This is a genomic window from Azospirillum humicireducens (genome assembly GCF_001639105.2).
Lineage (GTDB): Bacteria > Pseudomonadota > Alphaproteobacteria > Azospirillales > Azospirillaceae > Azospirillum > Azospirillum humicireducens.
On the sequence record NZ_CP015285.1, the window covers coordinates 3,027,168 to 3,048,331 of the forward strand.

The window sequence follows — 21,164 nt, forward strand, 5'->3', positions numbered from 1 at the left end:
CCTCCCACGGGGTTGGTTCGTTTTCCCCAGCATGCCCCACCCTGCGGCCCTTCGCCATGGGACAAGCACGCGAAGGGGCCGGGCGCGACGCGGTGGCGCAGCCGCAGGTGGTTGCATGCAAGCCCTGTGCGGACATGCCCGAAAGGCGTAGCCTGTTCCGACAAGACGGCGCCCAGCCGCTCCGAAAACGGAGGAATCGCATCATGCCCAACACCACCAGGATCGTCTTCATCGGCGCGGGCAGCGCCGCCTTCGGGCTCAGCCTGTTCCAGGACCTGTTCTCCACCACCGAGTTGGCCGGCAGCACCCTGACGCTGGTCGACACCAATCCGGAGGCGCTCGACCGCATGGCGGCGCTGGCGGACGTGCTGAACCGCCGCGGTGGTGCCGGCATCACCATCGAGAAGACCACCGACCGCAAGGCCGCCCTGCAGGGCGCCGGCTTCGTACTGTGCGCCATCGCCATCGACCGCAACCGGCTGTGGAGGCTGGATTTCGAGGTGCCGAAGAAGCACGGCATCCGCCACACTCTGGGCGAGAACGGCGGTCCCGGCGGGCTGTTCTTCACGCTGCGCACCCTGCCGCTGATCGTCGACATCGTCCGCGACGTCGAGGCGATCTGCCCCGACGCGCTGTTCATCAACCTGTCCAACCCGGAAAGCCGCATCGTGCTCGGCCTGTCGCGCTGCACCTCCGTGCGGACGCTGGGGCTCTGCCACGGCATTTTCCTGGCGCGCTGGTTCATCTGCCAGATCCTGGGCATGGCCGAGAAGGAGGTCGATGTCTGGGGCGCCGGGCTGAACCACTTCCAATGGCTGACCGCGATCCGCGAGAAGGCGACGGGGCGCGACCTCTACCCCCTGCTGCGCGAGAAGGAGGCGACGCACGACCCGTCCTTCACGCCCCTGGCCCGGCGCCTGTTCCACGCCTTCGGCCTGTGGGTGACGCCCAGCGACGACCACACCGGCGAATTCCTGCCCTATGGCTGGGAAGCCGGGGAGCACGGCTTCGACTTCCGCCACGACGAAGACGGCCGCATCATCCTGCGCGACCTGATGGACGGGGTGATCGACGGCAGCAAGCCGATCCCCGACGACTGGACCAAACCGTCCTGGGGCGAGCGGGCGGTGGCGGTGATCGCCGGCCAGCTGCACAACCAGAAGCGCTTCATCGAGAGCGGCATCGTCATCAACCGCGGCGTCATCCCCGGCCTGCCCGACGAGCTGGCGGTGGAGGTGCCGCTGATGGCAGACGCCGCCGGCATCCATCCGGTCTCGCTCGGCCGCCTGCCCGACGGCATCGTCAAGCTGCTGTCGGTCCAGGCCAACGTGCAGCAATTGTCTGTGGAGGCGGCGCTGCACGGATCGAAGGAGCTTGCGCTGCAGGCCCTGCTGATCGACCCCGTCATCAATTCCAGCACCGCCGCCGTCGCCATCCTGGACGAGCTGTGGGAGGCGAACCGGCCCTACATCCGCCCCTGTCTCTGACTATGCCCGCCCCCGCCGGATCAGCCGGGTCGAGGCGAAGCCCAGCCCGGCGGTCAGCGCGCCGACGCCCAGGAACAGCGGCGCGAAGCCGGTGTGGGTGGAGATATAGCCGTACAGCACCGGGCCGATCCCCTGGCCGATGAAGAAGCTCGACGCGAACAGGGCCAGCGCCGAGCCGCGGGCGGTCGGCGCCAGCTCCGTCGCCTGGGTCTGCATGGTGTTGTGCAGCATGTAGAAACCGAAGCCGGCGACCAGGAAGGCAAGGCTCACCACCGGCCAGGGCACCGGAAAGGCGATGACCAGATAGGAGAGCCCCGCCGCCAGCCCGCCGGCCTTCATCATGCCCCACTGGCCGAGCGAGGCGATCAGCCGCCGCACCACGGCACTGTAGACGACGCCGCCGATGGCGAAGGCGGCGATGGTCAGCCCGGCCTGAAAGGCGCCGGCCGCGCCATGTTCGATCAGCACCGGCGCCACGAAGGGGAAGACGCCGAAGATCAGCAACCCTTCCGCCGCCACCGTGGCAAAGACGAACAGGGAAGCCGGATTGGTCAGCACCGTGGCATAGCGCTGCTGCGCATCCGCCACCGACAGGGGCGATCGCGTCTCCACCTCCCGCGCCAGACCGATCAGGGCGGCGACGCAGATCAGCGCGGTCAGACCGGATGACAGGCCGAACACCATGCGCCAGCCGAACGCCTCGGCCAGCGCGCCCGACACGGCGGAGCCCGACATCTGCCCCAGGATCACCGCCAGCAGGAAGCGGCTGATCGCGATCTGGCGCTCCTCATAGGGCACGCGGTCGCCGATCAGCGCCATGGAGGCCGGGATGATGCCGCCGGCAAAGGCCCCGGCCAGGATGCGCCCGGCCATCACCGTGCCATAGGTCGGCGCGATGGTGGACAGCGCCAGCCCGACCGTCAGCACGGCCAGCGCCAGCCGCACCAGCCGCGACTTGCCGATTGCGTCGCCGACCGGTCCAAGCACGATCTGCATCAGCGCATAGGGCAGCGTGTAGGCCGACGCCAGCAGCGCCGCCTGCCGCACCGTCACGCCGAGGTCGTCGGCGATCAGCGTCAGCATCGGATCGGTGGTGCGCAGGGAAAAGGCACTGGCGAACCCGGCGAGGCCGAGCAGGAAGATCAGACGCATGGATGGCTCGAACGGCGACGATGAAGGTTCAGGACCTTAACCGCATCGGCCGCGGGCGTACCGCAGTGCAAGGGTGATGGCAGGCATGCGCGGGCGGAGGAGAGGGTCGCGACCGCCATCACCGGCCAAGCAATCGATTCGGCCCCCTCCGTCGCGCGAGCCCGGATTCGTCGAAACCGTCCGGCGGACCGGCAGGAAAGGAAAAAACATCCATGGTCTTGCTTCGGACCGACGACGGCGTACGACTGCCCTCGCGCGATCGGGGCAACCGGGAGGTCGCGCGCCCCATACTCCTCGCCTTCATTCAACGCCAACATTACCGTAACATCGCTGTCATGTCCCCCGCCTATGGTGCGCTCAAATTTCCACCCTGGGGGACTAGCGACATGAGCGACGTCAAGGGCTATCAGGCCGCCGAAGACATCGGCAGCAATCCGACCGAAAACCCGACCATGGGCGACATCATCGCCGCGCGCTTCGGCCGCCGCGACATGCTGCGCGGCGTGCTGGCGGTTTCCGCCATTTCCGCCGTCGCCGGTCCCGCCGCTTTGGCGGCGCTGTCGAAGGAAGCGGCTGCCGAAGCCGCCAAACCGTCCTTCACCTTTTCGGAAGTCGCCTTCGGCGTCGATGAAACCCACCACGTCGCCCCCGGCTACAGCGCCGACGTGCTGATTCGCTGGGGCGACCCGGTGGTCCCCGGCGCCCCGGCCTTCGATCCGCTGAAGCAGTCGGCGGCGTCCCAGGCGCTGCAGTTCGGCTACAACAACGATTATCTCGGCTTCGCGCCGCTGCCGCGGGGGACCAAGACCCCCGATCACGGCTTGCTGTGCGTCAATCACGAGTACACCGACGAAGAAGTGATGTTCCCCGGTCTGGGCGGCGAACAGCAGGAAGCCAAATTCGCCAAGATGACCAAGGAACTGGTCGATATCGAAATCGCCGCTCACGGCGGCAGCGTGGTCGAGGTGAAGAAGGTCGGCGGCAAGTGGACCTATGATCCCGCCTCCAAGTACAACCGCCGCATCACCGGCGAGACCGTGTGTGCCATCTCCGGCCCCGCCGCCGGCCATGATCTGATGAAGACCTCCTACGACCCGACCGGGACCAAGGTCCGCGGCATGCTGAACAACTGCGCCGGCGGCATGTCGCCGTGGGGCACCTGGCTGACGACGGAAGAAAACTTCAACGGCTATTTCTGGTCGGATGAGGAAAAGCCCAAGGCCGACCGTTACGGCGTGCCCGGCAAGTGGTACAACTGGGGCGTCTATCACGACCGCTTCAACGTCGCCAAGGAACCCAACGAAGCCAACCGCTTCGGCTGGATCGTCGAAATCGACCCCTACGACCCGACCTTCACCCCGATCAAGCGCACCGCGCTCGGCCGCTTCAAGCATGAGGCCTGCTCCGTCGCCGTCAACAAGGACGGGCGGGTGGTCGCCTACATGGGCGACGACGAGCGCTTCGATTACGTCTACAAATTCGTCTCGGCCAAGAAGTACGTCGAAGGCGACCGCGCCCACAACATGACGCTGCTGGACGACGGCGTGCTGCACGTCGCCCGTTACAACGCCGACGGCTCGCTGGAATGGCTGCCGCTGGTGCATGGCCAGAATGGCCTGACCGCCGACGCCGGCTTCAAGGACCAGGGCGAAGTGCTGATCAAGGCGCGTCTTGCCGCCGACAAGCTGGGCGCCACCAAGATGGACCGCCCGGAAGACGTCGAGGTCAACCCGAAGACCGGCGCCATCTACGTCATGCTGACCAACAACTCCCGCCGCAAGGCCGAACAGGTGGACGCCGCCAACGACCGCGCCGGCAACCTGTGGGGTCAGGTGGTGGAAATGCTGCCGCCGGACGGCGACCACGCCGCCACCAAGTTCACCTGGAGCATTCTGCTCAAGGGCGGCGACCCCAAGGACGGCGCGGTGGGGGCGATGTTCAACCCCGCCACCTCCGACAATGGCTGGTTCTCCTGCCCCGACAACTGCGCCGTCGATCACCAGGGCCGGCTGTGGATCACCACCGACCAGGGTGAAGGCTGGTTCAAGGCGTCGGGCAAGGCCGATGGCGTTTACGCGGTGGAGACCGAAGGCGCATTGCGCGGCAAATCGATGATGTTCTTCCGCGTGCCGGTGGGGGCGGAAATGTGCGGGCCGGAGTTCGCGCCCGACGACAAGACCCTGTTCGTCGCGGTGCAGCACCCGGCCACCGACGGTGTCGAGCTTTACAAGCCGTTCGGTCGCAAATCGACCTTTGAAGATCCGGCGACCCGTTGGCCCGACTTCAAGCCCAACATGCCGCCGCGGCCGTCCGTCGTCGCCATCACCAAGCAAGACGCCGGCGTGATCGGGACGTAAGGCGTTCGGTTGCTCAACCGGCCGCCGTCGCTTTCCCTCTCCCTCTGGGGAGAGGGATTTCGATGGGCTGCCCCTTAAGATCGGGAAGCTCATGCCAGCGCTCGTCGATGACGACCGCTGGCATCACCCGCCCGTCCTCAGCTCATCGCCACAAGGCTGGCGTTGCCGCCGGCCGCCGTGGTGTTGGTGCTGAGCGAGCGCTCGCTCATCAGCCAGGCGATTTCCACCCCCTCGCCGCCGGCCGGCACGCCCTGGGTCAGGACGATGGGGCCGGGCAGTTCGGCGATGCGGCGGTTGGCGGCCAGCAGGCGGGAGGCGTCGCCCTCCACCAGCGCACCGGCCAGCGCGCCGAAGGACAGCCAGTTCGCGCTGACCCGGACACGGGACGAAAGCTCCGCCGGCAGGCTCTTCAAGCCGGCGGTCACGGCGCTGTCGCCATCGACCACCACCTCGTTGCCGGTGGCGAGTGCCGCCCCCAGCAGCCGGTACAGCCCGTCTTCCGTCTGCGGCAGCAGCAGGATGCGGCCGCGCGGGATCAGGCTGTAGATGTTGCTCTCGCCCACCGGGCCGGCCAGCTCGACGCTGCCGCCGACGGGGGAATGCTTCGCCAGCGACCGTACGTCGGTGGCAATTGTCGCCTTGCCCTGGTCGGCCAGCCAGCCGGCGAAGGCGTGGGCCGGCGCACGTACGGCGTCGCTGCCGCGCATGCCCAAGTCGAGAGGCGGACGTACGGACAGCAGGCGGGACAGGTACAGCGGACCGCCGGCCTTCGGGCCGGTGCCGGACAGGCCATGGCCGCCGAAGGGCTGTACGCCCACCACCGCGCCGATGGTGTTGCGGTTGACGTACAGGTTGCCGGCCTCGATCCGGCCGGTCACCCGGTCGATGGTGGCGTCGATGCGGGTGTGCAGGCCGAAGGTCAGGCCATAGCCGGTGCCGTTGATGGCATCGACCAGCCGGTCCAGATCGTCGCGGCGGAAGCGCAGGACATGCAGGACCGGGCCGAACACTTCGCGCTCCAGGTCGGCGATGCCGTCGATCTCGATGATGGTCGGCGCCACGAAGGTGCCGTTGGCGGTCTGATCCGTCAGCGGCAGCGACTCCACCCGGCGCCCCTTGGCCCGCATCGCCTCGATGTGGCGGATGATGCCGTCGCGCGCCTCGGCGGTGATGACCGGGCCGACGTCGATGGCCAGCCGGTCGGGACTGCCGATGCGCAGCTCCCGCATCGCGCCCTTCAGCATGGTCAGCGTGCGGTCGGCCACATCCTCCTGCAGGCAGAGAATGCGAAGGGCCGAGCAGCGCTGCCCGGCGCTGTCGAAGGCCGAGGCGATGACATCGCCCACCACCTGCTCCGCCAGGGCGGAGCTGTCGACGATCATGGCGTTCTGGCCGCCGGTTTCGGCGATCAGCGGGATCGGCGCGCCCCGCGGCGACAGGCGTTCGGCAAGCTGGCGCTGGATCAGGCGGGCCACCTCGGTGGAGCCGGTGAACATCACGGCGCGGGTGCCGGCATGGCCGACCAGGGCGGCGCCGACCTGACCGGCACCGGGCAGAAGCTGCACCGCACCGGCCGGCACGCCGGCAGCGCGTAGGATGCGAACCGCTTCCGCCGCGACCAGCGGGGTTTCCTCTGCCGGCTTGGCCAGCACCGGGTTGCCGGCAGCCAGCGCCGCCGCAACCTGACCGGAGAAGATGGCGAGCGGGAAGTTCCACGGGCTGATGCAGACCACCGGCCCCAGCGGCAGATGGGTGTCGTTGGCGAAGCCGTCGCGGACGCGGGCGCCATAGTAGCGCAGGAAGTCGATGGCCTCGCGCACCTCGGCGATTGCGTTGGCTGTGGACTTGCCGGCCTCGCGGATGATCAGGCCGAGCAGGGTCGGCATGCGCGCCTGCATCGCGTCGGCGGCACGGAACAGGCAGGCGGCGCGCTCGGCCGGCGTGGTGGCCGCCCAGACCGGAGCGGCAGCCTCGGCGAACAGAAAGGCGTCGGCGATGTCGGCCGGCGTGGCGTCGACGCAGTGCCCCACGACGTCGCGATGGTCGGCCGGGTTCAGCACCGGCTGGGCGGTTCCGGTGCGCTCGCCGTCCGCCAGCAGCGGGGCGGCGGTCCAGGCGACGGCGGCGCTGTCGCGCAGCGCGGCGGACAGTTCGGCCAGCGTGGTCTCGTTCGACAGGTCGAGGCCGGCGGAATTCGCCCGCTCCAGTCCAAAGAGATCCTTCGGCAGGGCGATCAGCGGATTCTTCTGACCCACCGGCAGGGAGGCACGGGCCTGCGCCACCGGGTCGGCGACCAGATCGTCGATGGATACGCTCTTGTCGGCGATGCGGTTGACGAAGGAGCTGTTGGCGCCGTTCTCCAGCAGGCGGCGGACCAGATAGGCCAGCAGGGTCTCGTGCGTGCCGACCGGCGCATAGACGCGGCAGGGCCGCTTCAGGGGGCCGACGACTTCCTTGTAGAGCGGCTCGCCCATGCCGTGCAGGCACTGGAACTCGTATTGGCCGACCTGGAAGCCGGCGGGGTTCATCTGCTCGGCCATCCGGTAGATGGTCGCCAGGGTCTGGGCGTTGTGGGTGGCGAATTGCGGGAACACCGCATCCGGCGCCGCCAGCAGCCGGCGGGCGCAGGCGACATAGGACACGTCGGTGTGCAGCTTGCGGGTGTAGACCGGGAAATCCTCCAGCCCGTCGACCTGGGCGCGCTTGATCTCGCTGTCCCAATAGGCCCCCTTCACCAGCCGGACCATCAGCCGGTGGCCGCTGCGCCGGGCGAGATCGACGATGAAGTCGATGACGTAGGGGCAGCGCTTGCCATAGGCCTGCACGACGAAGCCGATGCCGTTCCAGCCCTTCAGATCCGGGTCGAAGCACAGCGATTCCAGCAGATCGAGCGACAGCTCCAGCCGGTCGGCCTCCTCGGCATCGATGTTCAGGCCGATGTCGTAGCGGCGGGCCAGCCGGGCCAGCTCGGTCACGCGCGGCAGCAGCTCCGCCATCACCCGGTCGGCCTGGGCACGGGAATAGCGCGGATGCAGGGCCGACAGCTTGATCGAGATGCCGGGACCGTCATAGATGCCGCGCCCGGCCGACGCCTTGCCGATGGCGTGGATCGCCGTCTCATAGTCGGCGTAGTAACGGTCGGCGTCGGCGGCGGTCGTCGCCGCCTCGCCCAGCATGTCATAGGAATAGCGGAAGCCCTCCGCCTCCATCTTGCGGCTGTTGGAAAGCGCCTCGTCGATGGTCTGGCCGGTGACGAACTGCTCGCCCATCATCCGCATGGCGAAATCGACGCCGCGGCGGATCAGCGGCTCGCCGCCGCGCAGGATCAGCTTGGTCAGCGCCGATGACAACGCCTGCTCGCCACCCAGCACGCCCGTCACCTTGCCCGTGACCAGCAACCCCCAGGTCGCGGCATTGACGAACAGCGACGGGCTGTTGCCGAGATGGGCGCGCCAGTCGCCGCCGGAGATCTTGTCGCGGATCAGCGCGTCGCGGGTGGCGCGGTCGGGGATGCGCAGCAGCGCCTCCGCCAGGCACATCAGCGCCACGCCTTCCTGGCTCGACAGGCTGTATTCGTGGATCAGCCCCTCCACCCCGCGCCCTTGCGGCTTGGCGCGCAGCGCCGCGATCAGCGAGCGGGCGGTCTGGGCCGCCGCCGCGGTCACTTCGGCCGGCAGAGTCGCCTGCCCGACCAGCCACGCCACGCAGTCCGGCTCCGGCCGGCGGTAGGCGGCGGTGATCGCCTGTCGCAGCGGACCGGCCGGACGGACGACGGGGGCGAAGGCGGTGAAGGGACCGGCTCCACTGGAGAGAGCGGACTCGGAGGCGGGGGCAACGCTCTGGTCGGTCATCTGGTTCATCGCGTGGCTGGCTCTGGGCGGGGGAGGCAGGGGCGGAGGCTTTGGAAAGCTCATGGCCGGCACTGCGCAAGGCCGGTCCCATGCCTGTCAGGCTAACCGATTTTCCCGATTCCTTTCCATCTGGTATTTCGCCGATTAAACAGAGTTTAATTCTGATAATTCTGGCAAACACCGAATAGAATTTTGGTATTCCGGCGGAATCTCAGAACATACTTCCTGTTTTTGATTTCGGGCCGAGCGCCCCTTCGATATGGCAGAACAAAATTTGGAAATGTCGCTGCACGGCCGCAAATCCGTCGGAATTGACGGGCGGTGTTCGGGCAATCATCGGCTATGGAGGAAAGACACCCAAATGGGCCGCGATCAACCCTTCAGAGGTTTCGTACGGCTGCTTTCGGGCGGCTTGCGCACGGGCATGGGAGGCGCGACCTTCTCGCCGCCGCCCTCTCCAAGATAGGTCTGCGCCGCGGCGACGACCGAGCGCCAGGGGCGTTCCAACGGGAACTGCGGCCAGCCGCCGGCGAACAGGCCGGAGATCATCCAGCCCGCCATCAGCGTCACCGCCAGTTGTTCGGAAAAGCCGCCGGTCTTCAGCACAGGCAGGGCGAAGTTGCGCCGCCGCTTGATCGGCCACAGCAGCGGCAGCCCGGCCGGCGTCAGCAGGTCGCCGGCCAGATGGGTGAGGTAGCCGACGATGAAGGGGATCAGCAGATGCTGGTAGGCTGCATGCTCATGCAGGACCCACAGGCATCCGGCGATGGCGAGCGCCGAATGGGTGACGCCGCGATGTCCGAAGATGTTGGAGACCGCGGTGGACAGCGGCTTCACCATCTGTCCGAGAGTCGATTTCGGATGGTCGATGTCCGGCGCCAGCGCCCCCAGAATCGCCGCGCCGAAGGCGACCGGGTCGAAGGTCATCCCATACCGGCTCGACAGGTAGAACCAGGTGGCGCCACCGACGATTATGTGAGAGGACGCCATCACCGTCGGTCACCGGGGGCCTTGATCTGGTCTCTGTCGGAACCTGGTCTGCGCCAAGCCCGAAATGGGGGTAGCTTGACCTTATGATATTCTTCGCCTCCAGAACAATACTGCAAGCAGGACCGAGGGATTCCTTAAACGCATAACCTCCATGCGTCCGGCAACGGTGGGTTGCCGGTGGCCGCTGCGCGCGCCCCGACGGACGTTGCCCGCACCCGCCACTGCCCGAACGGGCCGTCCGGCGAGTGACCTTGGTACTCGGCTACCGCCGCGGAGTGCCGGCGGTCAATGGCATTACTCCGGTCCGGCACGGGTAGGGCACATTCCCGAACCCCTGCCTCCCGGCGTATTTTTGCGGCCTCACGGCGAACAAAGCCGCAAGAAACGCCAGGGAGTGGACATCGATGGCATCGGAGGGAGTCTCGCGTGCCGCGGACGGCACCCCGCAGGGCTGCATCGGATTGGCGGAAGACCCGAACCGCGCCCACAGGTTTGCAGCCTGGGTTCTGGTTGTCGCTTTCTTGTTCGTGCTGTGCGCCGATACCCTGCTCGGTGTCGTGTTCCGGCCCTATCTGGACGGCGGAACCGGGGATACGACGGTCTGGGACGTCCTGATCCTGATCTTCGCCGGTTCGCCGGAACGGCTCCCGCTCGATTCCTGGGAGCCGATGATGACCGCCTTCACATGGCTGCGCGACCACGGGAACGGCAATGTCTACGACGCGGTCTTCTTCACCCAGCGCGTGAAGTTCCAGTACCCGCTGACCTCGCTGCTGGTGATGGAGGCGATGTCGGCGGTGGGCCTGCTGCACCTGCGCGTCTACGCCCTTGCCAATCTGCTGATGGTCGCCGCCGCGGCTGTCGGCATGGCCCTGCTGATGCGAGACCTGGCACTCAGCATGGGATATGCCCGGACGGTACGCGACGGCATCGGACGGCTCACCCTGGCGGCTCTGGGCATCGTCGGAACCCTCTGCTTCTACCCGATCGTGAAGGCGTTCGCCGTCGGCCAGATCCAGGTTTGGCTGAACACCGCCTTCATCTTCGCCGCCCTGTTCTTCCTGCGCGACCGGCGGGCGCTCGCCGGCGCCCTTCTCGGCGCATCGACCCTGATCAAGCCGCAGATGTCGCTGTTCCTGGTCTGGGCGCTGATCCGCCGGGAATGGCGCTTCGCGGCCGGCTGGGCGGCGGTGGTGGGGCCGGGCTTCGCCGCGGCCTGCGCGCTCTACGGCTTCGGACCGTCGCTGCACTACCTGGATGTCCTTTCCTTCCTCGGCCAGCATGGCGAGAGCTATTTTCCGAATCAGACCGTGAACGGGCTGCTGCACCGCCTGCTGCAGAACGGCCCCAATCTGCTGTCGACGACCAACGGCGACGCCGAATGGCGGGGCAGCGCTTTCGCCCCCTACCACCCGCTGGTGCATGCGGTGACGCTGCTGTCGGGCCTCCTGTTCTTTCTGTTCGGCCTGCTGTGGCAGTTCGGCGGCAGCGCGCGGGCGGGCGACCGGCTTGCATCCTTCCTGGTGGCGGGGCTGTGCTTCACCATGGGATCCCCGATTTCCTGGGTGCCGCATTACGGGGTGATGCTGCCGGCCTTCGCCTTCCTGCTGTTCGTCCTGATCGACCGCGCGCGGCGGGGCATTCCCCACGGCCTGCGGGACCTGCTGGTTCTGGGCGTCGCCTTCGCGATCATGAGCAACGACTTCTTCCATCCGCTGAGCAGTCTGGCGGACGGCCCATTGAACATCCTGCAGTCCTATCAGTTCTTCACGGGCCTGGTGGTTCTCCTGCTTCTGGTCGCCACGGATGGACGGACGGCGCCGTCGCATGCACAGCGCGGACAAGGCGTCATCTCGCGCACATATGATTAGAATTGCTCTATATTATAACTTTAAATCCCCTAATTGTATCTGTCATTTCGATGAAATTTGTTGATTGATTAAGTGTGAGATAAAAATAATAAAGATTGTTGCCTGTTCAAATTTATTTCCTGAAATGGAGTACTGCATAATGAAAAAAATCGGTATGATTGCTTTTTCTATTATATATCTTATGGCGACCGCCAATTCATCAATGGCAAGCTGCTCTGTAGATTCATACGCCGGATCAATATGCTTCACCGCAGGAAAGTATTGCCCAGAAGGACATCTTTCAGCAAATGGCTCAACTCAAAAAATACGTGATTATCCGGCTCTTTATGCAACAATTGGCATGATTTACGGCGGATCTGAAACCAGCGGTACGTTTAATTTACCAAATCTAAATGGCCGCTCCCCTGTAGGGACCGGCCCTGTAAGCCCCAGTGACGAGATGCACTCTTCCTATACTCTCGGTGAAGCAGTAGGATCAGCAAGAATCAGGCTGGATGGCATGGAATTACCGGCGCATACTCATCTGCTCGACTCAGGCGGGGGTTCCACACCGATCATCCTAAGCAGCCTGCCGCCGACGGCAACCACCGCGACCACAAGCAGTTATATCTCGGCAAATCCTGTGGATAGCTCCGGCAATCCCATAAAAATGTTTGCAGGGTCCGAAGGACAGGGAATATCGCTGAACAAAGCGGATCTTCCTGAAGAGACCAATATCAACACCACGCAGCAACGTCCAATCACTATCCAGCCGCAAGTTTTTGGTCTGACGGCTTGTATCTCTGCGAAGGGATATTACTCCCCTCCGAATTGATCTCGATGTTTGACGGCTCCCGGCAACCGCCGGGAGCCATTCTGAATTGCCCATGCGCGCGGGCTACATCGCACACAGCCCATGGACCAGGACTTCGGCTCAAGAGGACAGCGTCTTGTTGATCCGCAGCGCCACCAGAGTGCAGACCGCACCGGACAGCAGGTAGAGGCCGGACGCGACCAGCCCGAACTGGCTGGACAGGTACAGCGCGACGAAGGGCGCGAAGCCCGCCCCGAACAGCCAGGCCAGATCGGAGGTCATGGCCGAGCCGGTATAGCGGTATTGCTGGCTGAAGCCCGACGCCACCGAGCCCGACGACTGGCCGAAGGACAGGCCGAGGATGACGAAGCCAACCACCATGAACACCGCCTCGCCCGTCTGCCCGGCATCGAGCAGCAGCGGGGCGAAGCCGCTGAACACCGCGATGGCGGCGGCGCAGCTGCCCAGCAGGGTCCGCCGCCCGACCCGGTCGGCGATGTAGCCGGACGCGACGATGGCGGCGATGCCGAAGGCGGCGGCGATCACCTCGATCACCAGGAAGGCCCCGGTCTCGTGCTGCGCGTTCAGGAAGATCCAGGACAGCGGGAAGACGGTGACCATGTGGAACAGGGCGAAGCTGGCCAGCGGCGCGAAGGCGCCGATCACCACGCGCTTGCCCTCCATCTGCAGCGTCTCGATCACCGGGGCGGGCTGCAGTTCGCGGTTCGTGAACAGCCGCTCGAACTCCGGCGTCTGGACCAGACGCAGCCGGGCGAACAGGGCCACCACATTGATTGCGAAGGCGACGAAGAAGGGATAGCGCCAGCCCCAGGCGAAGAAATCCTCCGCCGACAGGCTGTTGACCATGTAGGCGAACAGGCCGCTCGCCACGATCAGGCCGATGGGCGCGCCCAGCTGCGGGATCATCGCATACCAGCCGCGCTTGTTCGCCGGCGCGTTCATCGCCAGCAGCGAGGCCAGCCCATCCCAGGTGCCGCCCAGCGCCACGCCCTGCCCGACGCGGGACGCCGCCAGCAGCCAGGCGGATGCGACGCCGATCGCCTCGTATCCCGGCAGGAAGGCCAGCGCCACCGTCGACCCGCCCAGCAGGAACAGGGCGATGGTCAGCTTGGCGCTGCGCCCGTAACTGTCATCGATGGCCATGAAGATGAAGGTGCCGATCGGCCGCGCAACGAAGGCCAGCGCGAAGATGGCGAAAGACCAAAGGGTGCCCGTCAGCGGATCGACATAGGGGAACACCAGCTTCGGAAAGACGATCACGGAAGCAATGGCGTAAACGAAGAAGTCGAAGAATTCGGAGGTTCGGCCGATGATCACGCCGATGGCAATTTCTCCGGGATTCACCCCGTGATGCCGTGCGTTCACCAGCTTCGCATCCCGTTCGACCGCCGCAATCGATGAAGTCGTCATGTCGGCCCCGGCTGCGTTATTTCGCTTGCGATGATCCGTAGATCATACAATATGTCACCGCAACAGTCGATGATCTGTCAAGCGCGCAGGAGTCGGGGCATTGGACAAATTGTCCAATGTCGCCGCTGGGGCATGGACGTTAGCTGTCTCCCCAAAGCAAACCTTCGATACAGGTCCTGCCTTGAGCCGTTATCGCGCAATCGCCCTGCTGCCAGTGATGGCGGCGTTGAGTGGCTGCAACCTGGTCGTGCTGAACCCGGCCGGCGACGTTGCCAGCCAGCAGGGAGACCTCGTGGTCATCTCCACCCTGCTGATGCTGCTGATCATTGTCCCGGTCATGGCGCTTACCGTGCTGTTCGCCTGGCGTTACCGTCAGTCGAATAACACAGCCCGCTACGAACCGGACTGGGACCATTCGACGCAGCTCGAACTGGTGATCTGGGCAGCCCCGCTGCTGATCATCATCTGCCTGGGGGCCATCACCTGGGTCACCACCCACAAGCTCGACCCCTACCGTCCGCTCGACCGCATCGCGGCCGGCAAGCCCGTTCCTGCCGGCGTGAAGCCGCTGGAGGTGCAGGTGGTGGCGCTCGACTGGAAATGGCTGTTCGTCTATCCCGAATACGGCATCGCGTCCGTGAACGAGATGGCGGCGCCGGTGGACCGGCCCATCCGCTTCAGCCTCACCGCCTCGACGGTGATGAACTCCTTCTATGTTCCGGCGCTGGCGGGCATGATCTACGCCATGCCGGGCATGGAGACGAAGCTCCACGCCGTGATCAACGAGCCGGGGACCTACAAGGGCTTCTCGTCCAACTACAGCGGCGCGGGCTTCTCGCACATGCGCTTCGCCTTCCACGGCCTGTCGAACCAGGATTTCGACGGCTGGGTGGCCAAGGTGAAGTCGGCGGCCAACCCGCTCGACCGCACCGCCTATCTCGCGCTCGAGAAGCCGAGCGAGGCCGTTCCGGTCCAGCATTTCGGCACCGTCGATCCGAAGCTGTTCAACGCCGTCGTGAACCTGTGCGTGCGTCCCGGCACCATGTGCATGAGCGACATGGCCGCCATCGACCGTGCGGGCGGGCTGAACGCCGGCGGCATGGCCGCGGCCAACGGGATCCTGCGGGCCAACACGCTGACCGGCTTCCCGGACACGCAGCCGACCGGCCTGTGCACCGTCGCCGAGGCGGTTGAAGCCGCCGCAAACTCGGGCGCCGTGCAGCGCCCCACCGTCACGCCGATCAGCGCGTCCGCCGTCACGGCCGGACCGCAGCGGCTGGCCAATCCCTGATTGGGCACACCGGCATGCTTGAGACACTGACGACCTTCCTGTTCGGGCGCCTCAGCCTGAACTCCTTCCCCTATCACGAGCCGATCGTGGTCGCGACCTTCTTCGCGGTCATGCTCGGCGGCATCGCGCTGGTCGCGGCCCTCAGCTACTTCAAGCTGTGGGGCTATCTGTGGCGGGAGTGGTTCACCACCGTCGACCACAAGCGCATCGGCATCATGTACATGATCCTGGGCCTGATCATGCTGCTGCGCGGCTTCGCCGACGCCATCATGATGCGCGCCCAGCAGGCCATCGCCTTCAACGGCAGCGAGGGCTACCTCAACGCCCACCACTACGATCAGGTCTTCACCGCCCACGGTGTGATCATGATCTTCTTCGTCGCCATGCCGCTGGTGACGGGGCTGATGAACTATGTCGTGCCGCTGCAGATCGGCGCGCGCGACGTGTCCTTCCCGTTCCTGAACAATTTCAGCTTCTGGATGACCGTCGGCGGCGCCGTGCTGATCATGATCTCGCTGTTCGTGGGCGAGTTCGCGCGCACCGGCTGGCTGGCCTATCCGCCGCTGTCGGGGATCGAGGCCAGTCCCGACGTCGGCGTCGACTATTACATCTGGGCCTTGCAGGTGGCGGGCGTCGGAACGACGCTGTCGGGCATCAACCTGATCTGCACGATCGTGAAGATGCGCGCCCCCGGCATGACCATGATGAAGATGCCGGTCTTCACCTGGACCTCGCTCTGCACCAACGTCCTGATTGTCGCCTCCTTCCCGGTCCTGACCGCGGTGCTGGTCCTGCTGTCGCTGGACCGCTATGTCGGCACCCACTTCTTCACGAGCGACATGGGCGGCAACCCCATGATGTACGTGAACCTGATCTGGATCTGGGGCCACCCGGAAGTCTACATCCTGATCCTGCCCTGCTTCGGCATCTTCTCGGAAGTGACCTCCACCTTCTGCGGCAAGAAGCTGTTCGGCTACACCTCGATGGTCTACGCGACCGTCGTCATCACCATCCTGTCCTACCTGGTGTGGCTGCACCACTTCTTCACCATGGGGTCGGGCGCCAGCGTGAACTCGTTCTTCGGCATCACGACGATGATCATCTCGATCCCGACGGGTGCGAAGATCTTCAACTGGCTGTTCACCATGTACCGCGGCCGCATCCGGTTCGAGCTGCCGATGATGTGGACGGTCGCCTTCATGCTGACCTTCGTGATCGGCGGCATGACCGGCGTGCTGCTGGCGGTTCCGCCGGCCGACTTCGTGCTGCACAACAGCCTGTTCCTGATCGCCCACTTCCACAACGTCATCATCGGCGGCGTGCTGTTCGGCCTGTTCGCCGGCATCTACTACTGGTGGCCCAAGGCCTTCGGCTTCCGCCTGGATCCGTTCTGGGGCAAGGTGTCCTTCTGGTGCTGGGTGATCGGCTTCTACGCCGCCTTCATGCCGCTCTATGTCCTGGGCCTGATGGGCGTGACCCGCCGCCTGCGCGTGTTCGAGGACCCGTCGCTGCAGATCTGGTTCCAGATCGCCGCGGTCGGCGCCGTCCTGATCGCCATGGGCATCGGTGCCTTCCTGGTCCAGATCGCCGTCAGCGTCCTGAAGCGCCGCCAGCTGGTCGACGTCACCGGCGATCCGTGGGACGGCCGCACCCTGGAATGGGCGACCTCCTCGCCGCCGCCGGACTACAACTTCGCCTTCACGCCGATGATCCACGACAATGACGCGTGGTGGGACATGAAGAAGCGCGGCTATGCCCGTCCGCTGGAAGGCTTCCGTCCGATCCACATGCCCGCCAACACCGGCACCGGCGTGATCCTGGCCGGCATCAGCACGGTGCTGGGCTTCGCCCTGGTCTGGCACATCTGGTGGCTGGCGGCGCTGAGCTTCATCGGCCTGCTGGTGGTCGCCATCAGCCATACCTTCAACTACAACCGCGACTTCCACATCCCGGTGGAGGAGGTCGTGGCGACCGAGAACGAGCGGACCCGTCTGCTCGCGGGACAGGTGTAAAGCATGACGACGACCGTTGAAGCCATGCATGGCGGCCACGCGGGGCACGATGCCCCGCGCGACGCCACCCCGCCCGTCTTCCATGTGAGGGACGAGCACGCCCACGAAGCCGCCAGCACCGCACTGGGCTTCTGGATCTACCTGATGAGCGACTGCCTCATCTTCGCGGTGCTGTTCGCGACCTATGGCGTGCTGGGCACCAGCTACGCCGCCGGCCCGACGCCCAAGGAGCTGTTCGACCTCAATCTGGTGGCGCTGAACACGGCGATGCTGCTGTTCTCCTCCATCACCTACGGCTTCGCCATGCTGGCGATGGAGAAGGGCCGCACCGCCCAGACCCAGGGCTGGCTGGTCGTGACGCTGCTGTTCGGCCTCGCCTTCCTGGGCATCGAGCTGTACGAGTTCGCGCACCTGATCCACGAGGGGGCCGGCCCCGGCCGCAGCGCCTTCCTGTCGGCCTTCTTCACGCTGGTCGGCACCCACGGCCTGCACGTCACCTTCGGCTGCATCTGGCTGGTGACGCTGATGGTCCAGGTCGCCCGCCGCGGCCTGATCCCGGCCAACCGCCGCCGCCTGATGTGCCTCAGCATGTTCTGGCACTTCCTGGACGTGATCTGGATCGGTGTCTTCACCTACGTCTATCTGATGGGAGTGCTGCGATGAGCACCCACGCGCACGGCGACCACCACGCCCATCAGGGCCACGGTCACGGCCACGACGATCATGGCCATGGTCACCCGGAAGGCGCCCACGGCACCTTCGGCAGCTACATGATCGGTTTCGTCCTGTCGGTGATCCTGACGGTCATTCCGTTCTGGCTGGTCATGAACGGCACCCTGGACAAGGAGACCACCACGGCCGTCATCCTGGCGCTCGCCGTGGTCCAGATCGTCGTTCACATGGTGTATTTCCTGCACATGAACGGCCGCGTCGAAGGCGGCTGGTCGATGCTGGCGATGATCTTCACGATCATCGTCGTGGTCATCATGTTCGCCGGTTCGCTGTGGGTGATGTACCACATGAACCACAACATGATGCCGGGCATGACCCCGGATGTGAGCAAGCTGCCGTGACCGGACAGCCGTCCGCGCCCCACGCGGGCGGCACCGCCAAGGGGGCCCGCCCGGTCTGGGCGCTGGCCCTCTTCGGCCTTCTGGCGCTGGCCGGCATCGCCGGCCTGACGGCGCTGGGCGTCTGGCAGCTCGAAAGGCGGGCCTGGAAGCTCGACCTGATCGAGCGGGTGGAGGCGCGAATCCACGCCTCCCCGGTGCCCGCACCAGGGCCGGAGTCCTGGCCGGCCGTTTCCGCGGCATCGGCCGAATACCGGCGGGTCGCCGTGACCGGCCGTTTCCTGCACGACCGCGAAACGCTGGTGCAGGCCGTCTCCGACCTCGGCGGCGGCTTCTGGGTGCTGACGCCGCTGGCCACCGACCGCGGCTTCACCGTCCTGGTCAACCGCGGCTTCGTGCCGCCTGAAAAGCGCGATCCCGCGGCCCGTGCCGACGGACAGCCGCAGGGCACCGTGACCGTCGCCGGACTTCTGCGCATCGCCGAGCCGAAGGGCGGCTTCCTGCGCAGCAACGATCCGGCCGCCGACCGCTGGTATTCCCGCGACGTCGCCGCCATCGCCGCCGCCAAGGGGCTTGAGCGAACCGCCCCCTATTTCATCGATGCCGACGGCACCCGCAATCCCGGCGGCTGGCCGGTCGGCGGCCTGACCGTGGTCAGCTTCCCCAACAGCCATCTCGGCTATGCGCTGACCTGGTTCGCGCTCGACCTGATGCTGATCGCCGCCGTCCTGTTCGTGATCCGCAGCGAGATGCGGCGCAGACGGACCTAGAACAAGGGCCGCAACTGAAAACGGGCCTGCTAAAACTCCCCTCCCGCCGGTAACTCTCTATATAAGTCGGTGGGCTGATGAACCGGGTGAGGAACAGGACGTCTTTCGTGCGCGACACCACCGACCGCAAAAACCTGTTCCTGCTCGTCCAGCTGCGTTGGCTCGCCGTCGTCGGGCAGATCGTGACGATCCTGATCGTGCATCTGCAGATGGGAATCCGGCTGCCGCTGCTGCCGATGGCGGCGGTGATCTTCGTCCTGATCGCGCTGAACATCGCCAGCCTGATCCACATCCGCCGCAGCGCCAGCGTTTCCAACACCCAGCTGTTCCTGGAACTGCTGATCGACGTCTGGGCGCTGACCCTGCAGCTCTATCTCAGCGGCGGCGCGTCCAACCCCTTCATCTCGCTCTATCTTCTGCAGGTGGCGCTGGGTGCCGTTCTGCTGGAGGCATGGTCGGCCTGGGCGCTGGTGCTGGTGGCGACCGCCGGCTTCACCTGGCTGATCGGCACCCACCAGCCGCTTCCCCTGCCCCATGCCCATGAAGGCGAGCTGTTCAGCCTGCACATCCAGGGGATGTTCATCTGCTTCGTGCTGGCGGCGAGCCTGCTGGTCCCCTTCCTGACCCAAATCAACCGGAACCTGCGCGCCCGCGACGCCTATCTGGCGGAACTGCGCCAGCGCTCGATGGAGGAAGCGCACATCGTCCGCATGGGCCTGCTGGCGTCGGGGGCGGCGCACGAGCTGGGCACGCCGCTCGCCACCCTGTCGGTGATCCTCAACGACTGGCGCCGCATGCCGGCGCTGATGTCAGACCCCGACCTCTCGGAGGAGGTGGCGGAGATGCAGAACCAGATCGGCCGCTGCAAGGCCATCGTGTCGGGCATCCTGCTGTCCTCCGGCGAGGCACGCGGCGAGGGCACGGTGCGCACCACGGTGAAGGTCTTCCTCGATGATCTGATGCAGGACTGGCTGTCCAGCCGGTCCCCCGGACGCTTCGAGTACGACAACACCGTCGGCCCGCAGGAGCGGATGATCGCCGACCTCGCCCTGAAGCAGGTGCTGTTCAACGTGCTGGACAATGCGCTGGAGGCGTCGCCGGGCTGGATCGGCGTCGCCGCCCTGCGGCAGGGCGACAATCTGGTGGTGGCGGTCAACGACAGCGGCCCCGGCTTCGACCCCGCGATCCTGGAGGAGCTGGGCAAACCCTACCGCTCCACCAAGAAGCGGCCGGGCAGCGGACTCGGCCTGTTCCTGGTGGTCAATGTGCTGCGCAAGCTGGGCGGCACCGTCTCGGCCAAGAACCGGGCCGGCGGCGGCGCCACCGTCACGCTGACCCTGCCTCTTGCCGCCCTGTCGCCGGGAGGCTCCGATGGAGACGACTGAGCCGGAGACGACCGACCTGGACGGCGGCCCCCGCACCCTGCTGATCGTCGAGGACGACGCCGCCTTCGCCCGGGCGCTGCGCCGGTCGTTCGAACGCCGCGGCTACGAGGTGCATGCCTGCGCCGGGCTGGAGGAGATGCGTGAAATCCTGCGGACGATGCAGCCGGATTTCGCCGTGGTCGACCTGAAGCTCGCCACCGGTTCCGGCCTGGAATGCGTGAAGGAACTGCACGAGGCGGACGAGGACACGCGAATCGTCGTGCTGACCGGCTTCGCCAGCATCGCCACCGCGGTGGAGGCGATCAAGCTCGGGGCCTGCCATTATCTGGCCAAGCCCTCCAACACCGACGACATCGAGGCGGCGTTCGACCGCACCGAAGGCGACACCTCCATCGCCCCCGCCGCCCGCACCACCTCGATCAAGAACCTGGAGTGGGAACGCATCCACGAGACGCTGGTGGAAACCAACTTCAACATCTCGGAGACGGCAAGGCGGCTCGGCATGCATCGCCGCACGCTGGCCCGCAAGCTGGAGAAGAAGCGGGTGCCGTGAGGGGGCAAGCCCCCGCTCCATCGCCGCGACCAGCTCGATCTCCAGCGTCTCCGCCCGATGGGCCGCCATGTGCTCCGCCAGGATCCGCCGGCGAGCCGCCTCGACGCGGGTGGCGGGGGAAAAGATCCCCTCTCTCCGGGAGAGAGAGGGA

General features: G+C 66.1%; 15 protein-coding genes. 11 read left to right on the plus strand and 4 right to left on the minus strand.

Features of this window, described 5'->3' with window-relative positions:
• Positions 1-203: 203 nt before the first annotated feature.
• A complete protein-coding gene (locus tag A6A40_RS14130; RefSeq protein WP_063635943.1) occupies positions 204-1,487 on the plus strand; it encodes a family 4 glycosyl hydrolase in 1,284 nt (427 codons plus the stop codon).
• Here the strand turns inward: A6A40_RS14130 and A6A40_RS14135 are convergent, their stop codons facing one another.
• On the minus strand, positions 1,488-2,639 hold the full coding sequence (locus A6A40_RS14135) for an MFS transporter (protein WP_063635944.1): 1,152 nt from the start codon (positions 2,637-2,639) through the stop codon (positions 1,488-1,490).
• 386 nt (positions 2,640-3,025) lie between these two features.
• On the opposite strand from A6A40_RS14135, the gene A6A40_RS14140 reads away from it, so the two are divergent.
• Positions 3,026-4,996, plus strand: a complete 1,971-nt coding sequence (locus tag A6A40_RS14140) for a PhoX family protein (RefSeq protein WP_063635945.1) — start codon at positions 3,026-3,028, stop codon at positions 4,994-4,996.
• A gap of 137 nt (positions 4,997-5,133) precedes the next feature.
• Here A6A40_RS14140 and putA read toward each other — a convergent pair whose 3' ends face one another.
• Both putA and A6A40_RS14150 read right to left on the minus strand, forming a co-directional pair.
• Positions 5,134-8,847 carry a trifunctional transcriptional regulator/proline dehydrogenase/L-glutamate gamma-semialdehyde dehydrogenase gene (gene putA, locus A6A40_RS14145; RefSeq protein WP_108546693.1) on the minus strand — a complete coding sequence of 1,238 codons (3,714 nt, stop codon included), beginning with the start codon at positions 8,845-8,847 and terminating at the stop codon, positions 5,134-5,136.
• Between the two features lie 372 nt (positions 8,848-9,219).
• Positions 9,220-9,837 (minus strand): metal-dependent hydrolase, encoded by a 618-nt coding sequence (locus tag A6A40_RS14150; RefSeq protein WP_063635947.1) that lies wholly within the window; start codon positions 9,835-9,837, stop codon positions 9,220-9,222.
• 404 nt (positions 9,838-10,241) lie between these two features.
• Between A6A40_RS14150 and A6A40_RS14155 the strand changes: the two genes are divergently transcribed.
• Together A6A40_RS14155 and A6A40_RS14160 are read left to right on the plus strand one after the other, a co-directional pair.
• A complete protein-coding gene (locus A6A40_RS14155) occupies positions 10,242-11,708 on the plus strand; it encodes a glycosyltransferase family 87 protein (RefSeq protein ID WP_063635948.1) in 1,467 nt (488 codons plus the stop codon).
• A gap of 139 nt (positions 11,709-11,847) precedes the next feature.
• Positions 11,848-12,522 carry a phage tail protein gene (locus tag A6A40_RS14160; RefSeq protein ID WP_158279288.1) on the plus strand — a complete coding sequence of 225 codons (675 nt, stop codon included), beginning with the start codon at positions 11,848-11,850 and terminating at the stop codon, positions 12,520-12,522.
• Positions 12,523-12,621: 99 nt separating this feature from the next.
• Here A6A40_RS14160 and A6A40_RS14165 read toward each other — a convergent pair whose 3' ends face one another.
• Entirely contained in the window at positions 12,622-13,932 is a 1,311-nt protein-coding gene (locus A6A40_RS14165) for an MFS transporter (RefSeq protein ID WP_063635949.1), read from the minus strand.
• Between the two features lie 181 nt (positions 13,933-14,113).
• On the opposite strand from A6A40_RS14165, the gene cyoA reads away from it, so the two are divergent.
• The 7 genes from cyoA to A6A40_RS14200 all read left to right on the plus strand — a co-directional run bounded on the left by cyoA (position 14,114) and on the right by A6A40_RS14200 (position 21,013).
• On the plus strand, positions 14,114-15,223 hold the full coding sequence (gene cyoA, locus A6A40_RS14170; protein WP_063635950.1) for a ubiquinol oxidase subunit II: 1,110 nt from the start codon (positions 14,114-14,116) through the stop codon (positions 15,221-15,223).
• Between the two features lie 14 nt (positions 15,224-15,237).
• Entirely contained in the window at positions 15,238-17,235 is a 1,998-nt protein-coding gene (cyoB, locus tag A6A40_RS14175; RefSeq protein ID WP_063635951.1) for a cytochrome o ubiquinol oxidase subunit I, read from the plus strand.
• A 3-nt stretch (positions 17,236-17,238) separates the two neighbouring features.
• Positions 17,239-17,898 carry a cytochrome o ubiquinol oxidase subunit III gene (gene cyoC, locus A6A40_RS14180; protein ID WP_418208602.1) on the plus strand — a complete coding sequence of 220 codons (660 nt, stop codon included), beginning with the start codon at positions 17,239-17,241 and terminating at the stop codon, positions 17,896-17,898.
• Positions 17,895-18,308: a cytochrome o ubiquinol oxidase subunit IV gene (cyoD, locus tag A6A40_RS14185; RefSeq protein ID WP_063635952.1), complete on the plus strand. Its 414-nt coding sequence runs from the start codon at positions 17,895-17,897 to the stop codon at positions 18,306-18,308. The genes cyoC and cyoD overlap by 4 nt, the downstream gene beginning before the upstream one ends.
• Entirely contained in the window at positions 18,305-19,075 is a 771-nt protein-coding gene (locus tag A6A40_RS14190; RefSeq protein WP_063635953.1) for an SURF1 family protein, read from the plus strand. Before cyoD ends, A6A40_RS14190 begins: the two co-directional genes overlap by 4 nt.
• Positions 19,076-19,182: 107 nt before the next feature.
• Complete coding sequence (locus A6A40_RS14195) at positions 19,183-20,460, plus strand: ATP-binding protein (RefSeq protein WP_236783682.1); 1,278 nt, start codon at positions 19,183-19,185, stop codon at positions 20,458-20,460.
• Positions 20,447-21,013, plus strand: coding sequence for a response regulator transcription factor (locus A6A40_RS14200; RefSeq protein WP_063635955.1), 567 nt, complete (start codon positions 20,447-20,449; stop codon positions 21,011-21,013). The genes A6A40_RS14195 and A6A40_RS14200 overlap by 14 nt, the downstream gene beginning before the upstream one ends.
• Positions 21,014-21,164 lie beyond the last annotated feature (151 nt).

Excerpts from the sequence above, each read along its gene's own strand:
- cyoD (WP_063635952.1), top strand. The coding sequence starts at position 17,895 with ATGAGCACCCACGCGCACGGCGACCACCACGCCCATCAGGGCCACGGT.
- cyoB (WP_063635951.1), top strand. The coding sequence starts at position 15,238 with ATGCTTGAGACACTGACGACCTTCCTGTTCGGGCGCCTCAGCCTGAAC.
- A6A40_RS14200 (WP_063635955.1), top strand. The coding sequence starts at position 20,447 with ATGGAGACGACTGAGCCGGAGACGACCGACCTGGACGGCGGCCCCCGC.
- A6A40_RS14160 (WP_158279288.1), top strand. The coding sequence starts at position 11,848 with ATGAAAAAAATCGGTATGATTGCTTTTTCTATTATATATCTTATGGCG.
- A6A40_RS14150 (WP_063635947.1), bottom strand. The coding sequence starts at position 9,837 with ATGGCGTCCTCTCACATAATCGTCGGTGGCGCCACCTGGTTCTACCTG.
- A6A40_RS14130 (WP_063635943.1), top strand. The coding sequence starts at position 204 with ATGCCCAACACCACCAGGATCGTCTTCATCGGCGCGGGCAGCGCCGCC.
- A6A40_RS14155 (WP_063635948.1), top strand. The coding sequence starts at position 10,242 with ATGGCATCGGAGGGAGTCTCGCGTGCCGCGGACGGCACCCCGCAGGGC.
- A6A40_RS14165 (WP_063635949.1), bottom strand. The coding sequence starts at position 13,932 with ATGACGACTTCATCGATTGCGGCGGTCGAACGGGATGCGAAGCTGGTG.
- cyoC (WP_418208602.1), top strand. The coding sequence starts at position 17,239 with ATGACGACGACCGTTGAAGCCATGCATGGCGGCCACGCGGGGCACGAT.
- A6A40_RS14135 (WP_063635944.1), bottom strand. The coding sequence starts at position 2,639 with ATGCGTCTGATCTTCCTGCTCGGCCTCGCCGGGTTCGCCAGTGCCTTT.
- putA (WP_108546693.1), bottom strand. The coding sequence starts at position 8,847 with ATGACCGACCAGAGCGTTGCCCCCGCCTCCGAGTCCGCTCTCTCCAGT.
- A6A40_RS14140 (WP_063635945.1), top strand. The coding sequence starts at position 3,026 with ATGAGCGACGTCAAGGGCTATCAGGCCGCCGAAGACATCGGCAGCAAT.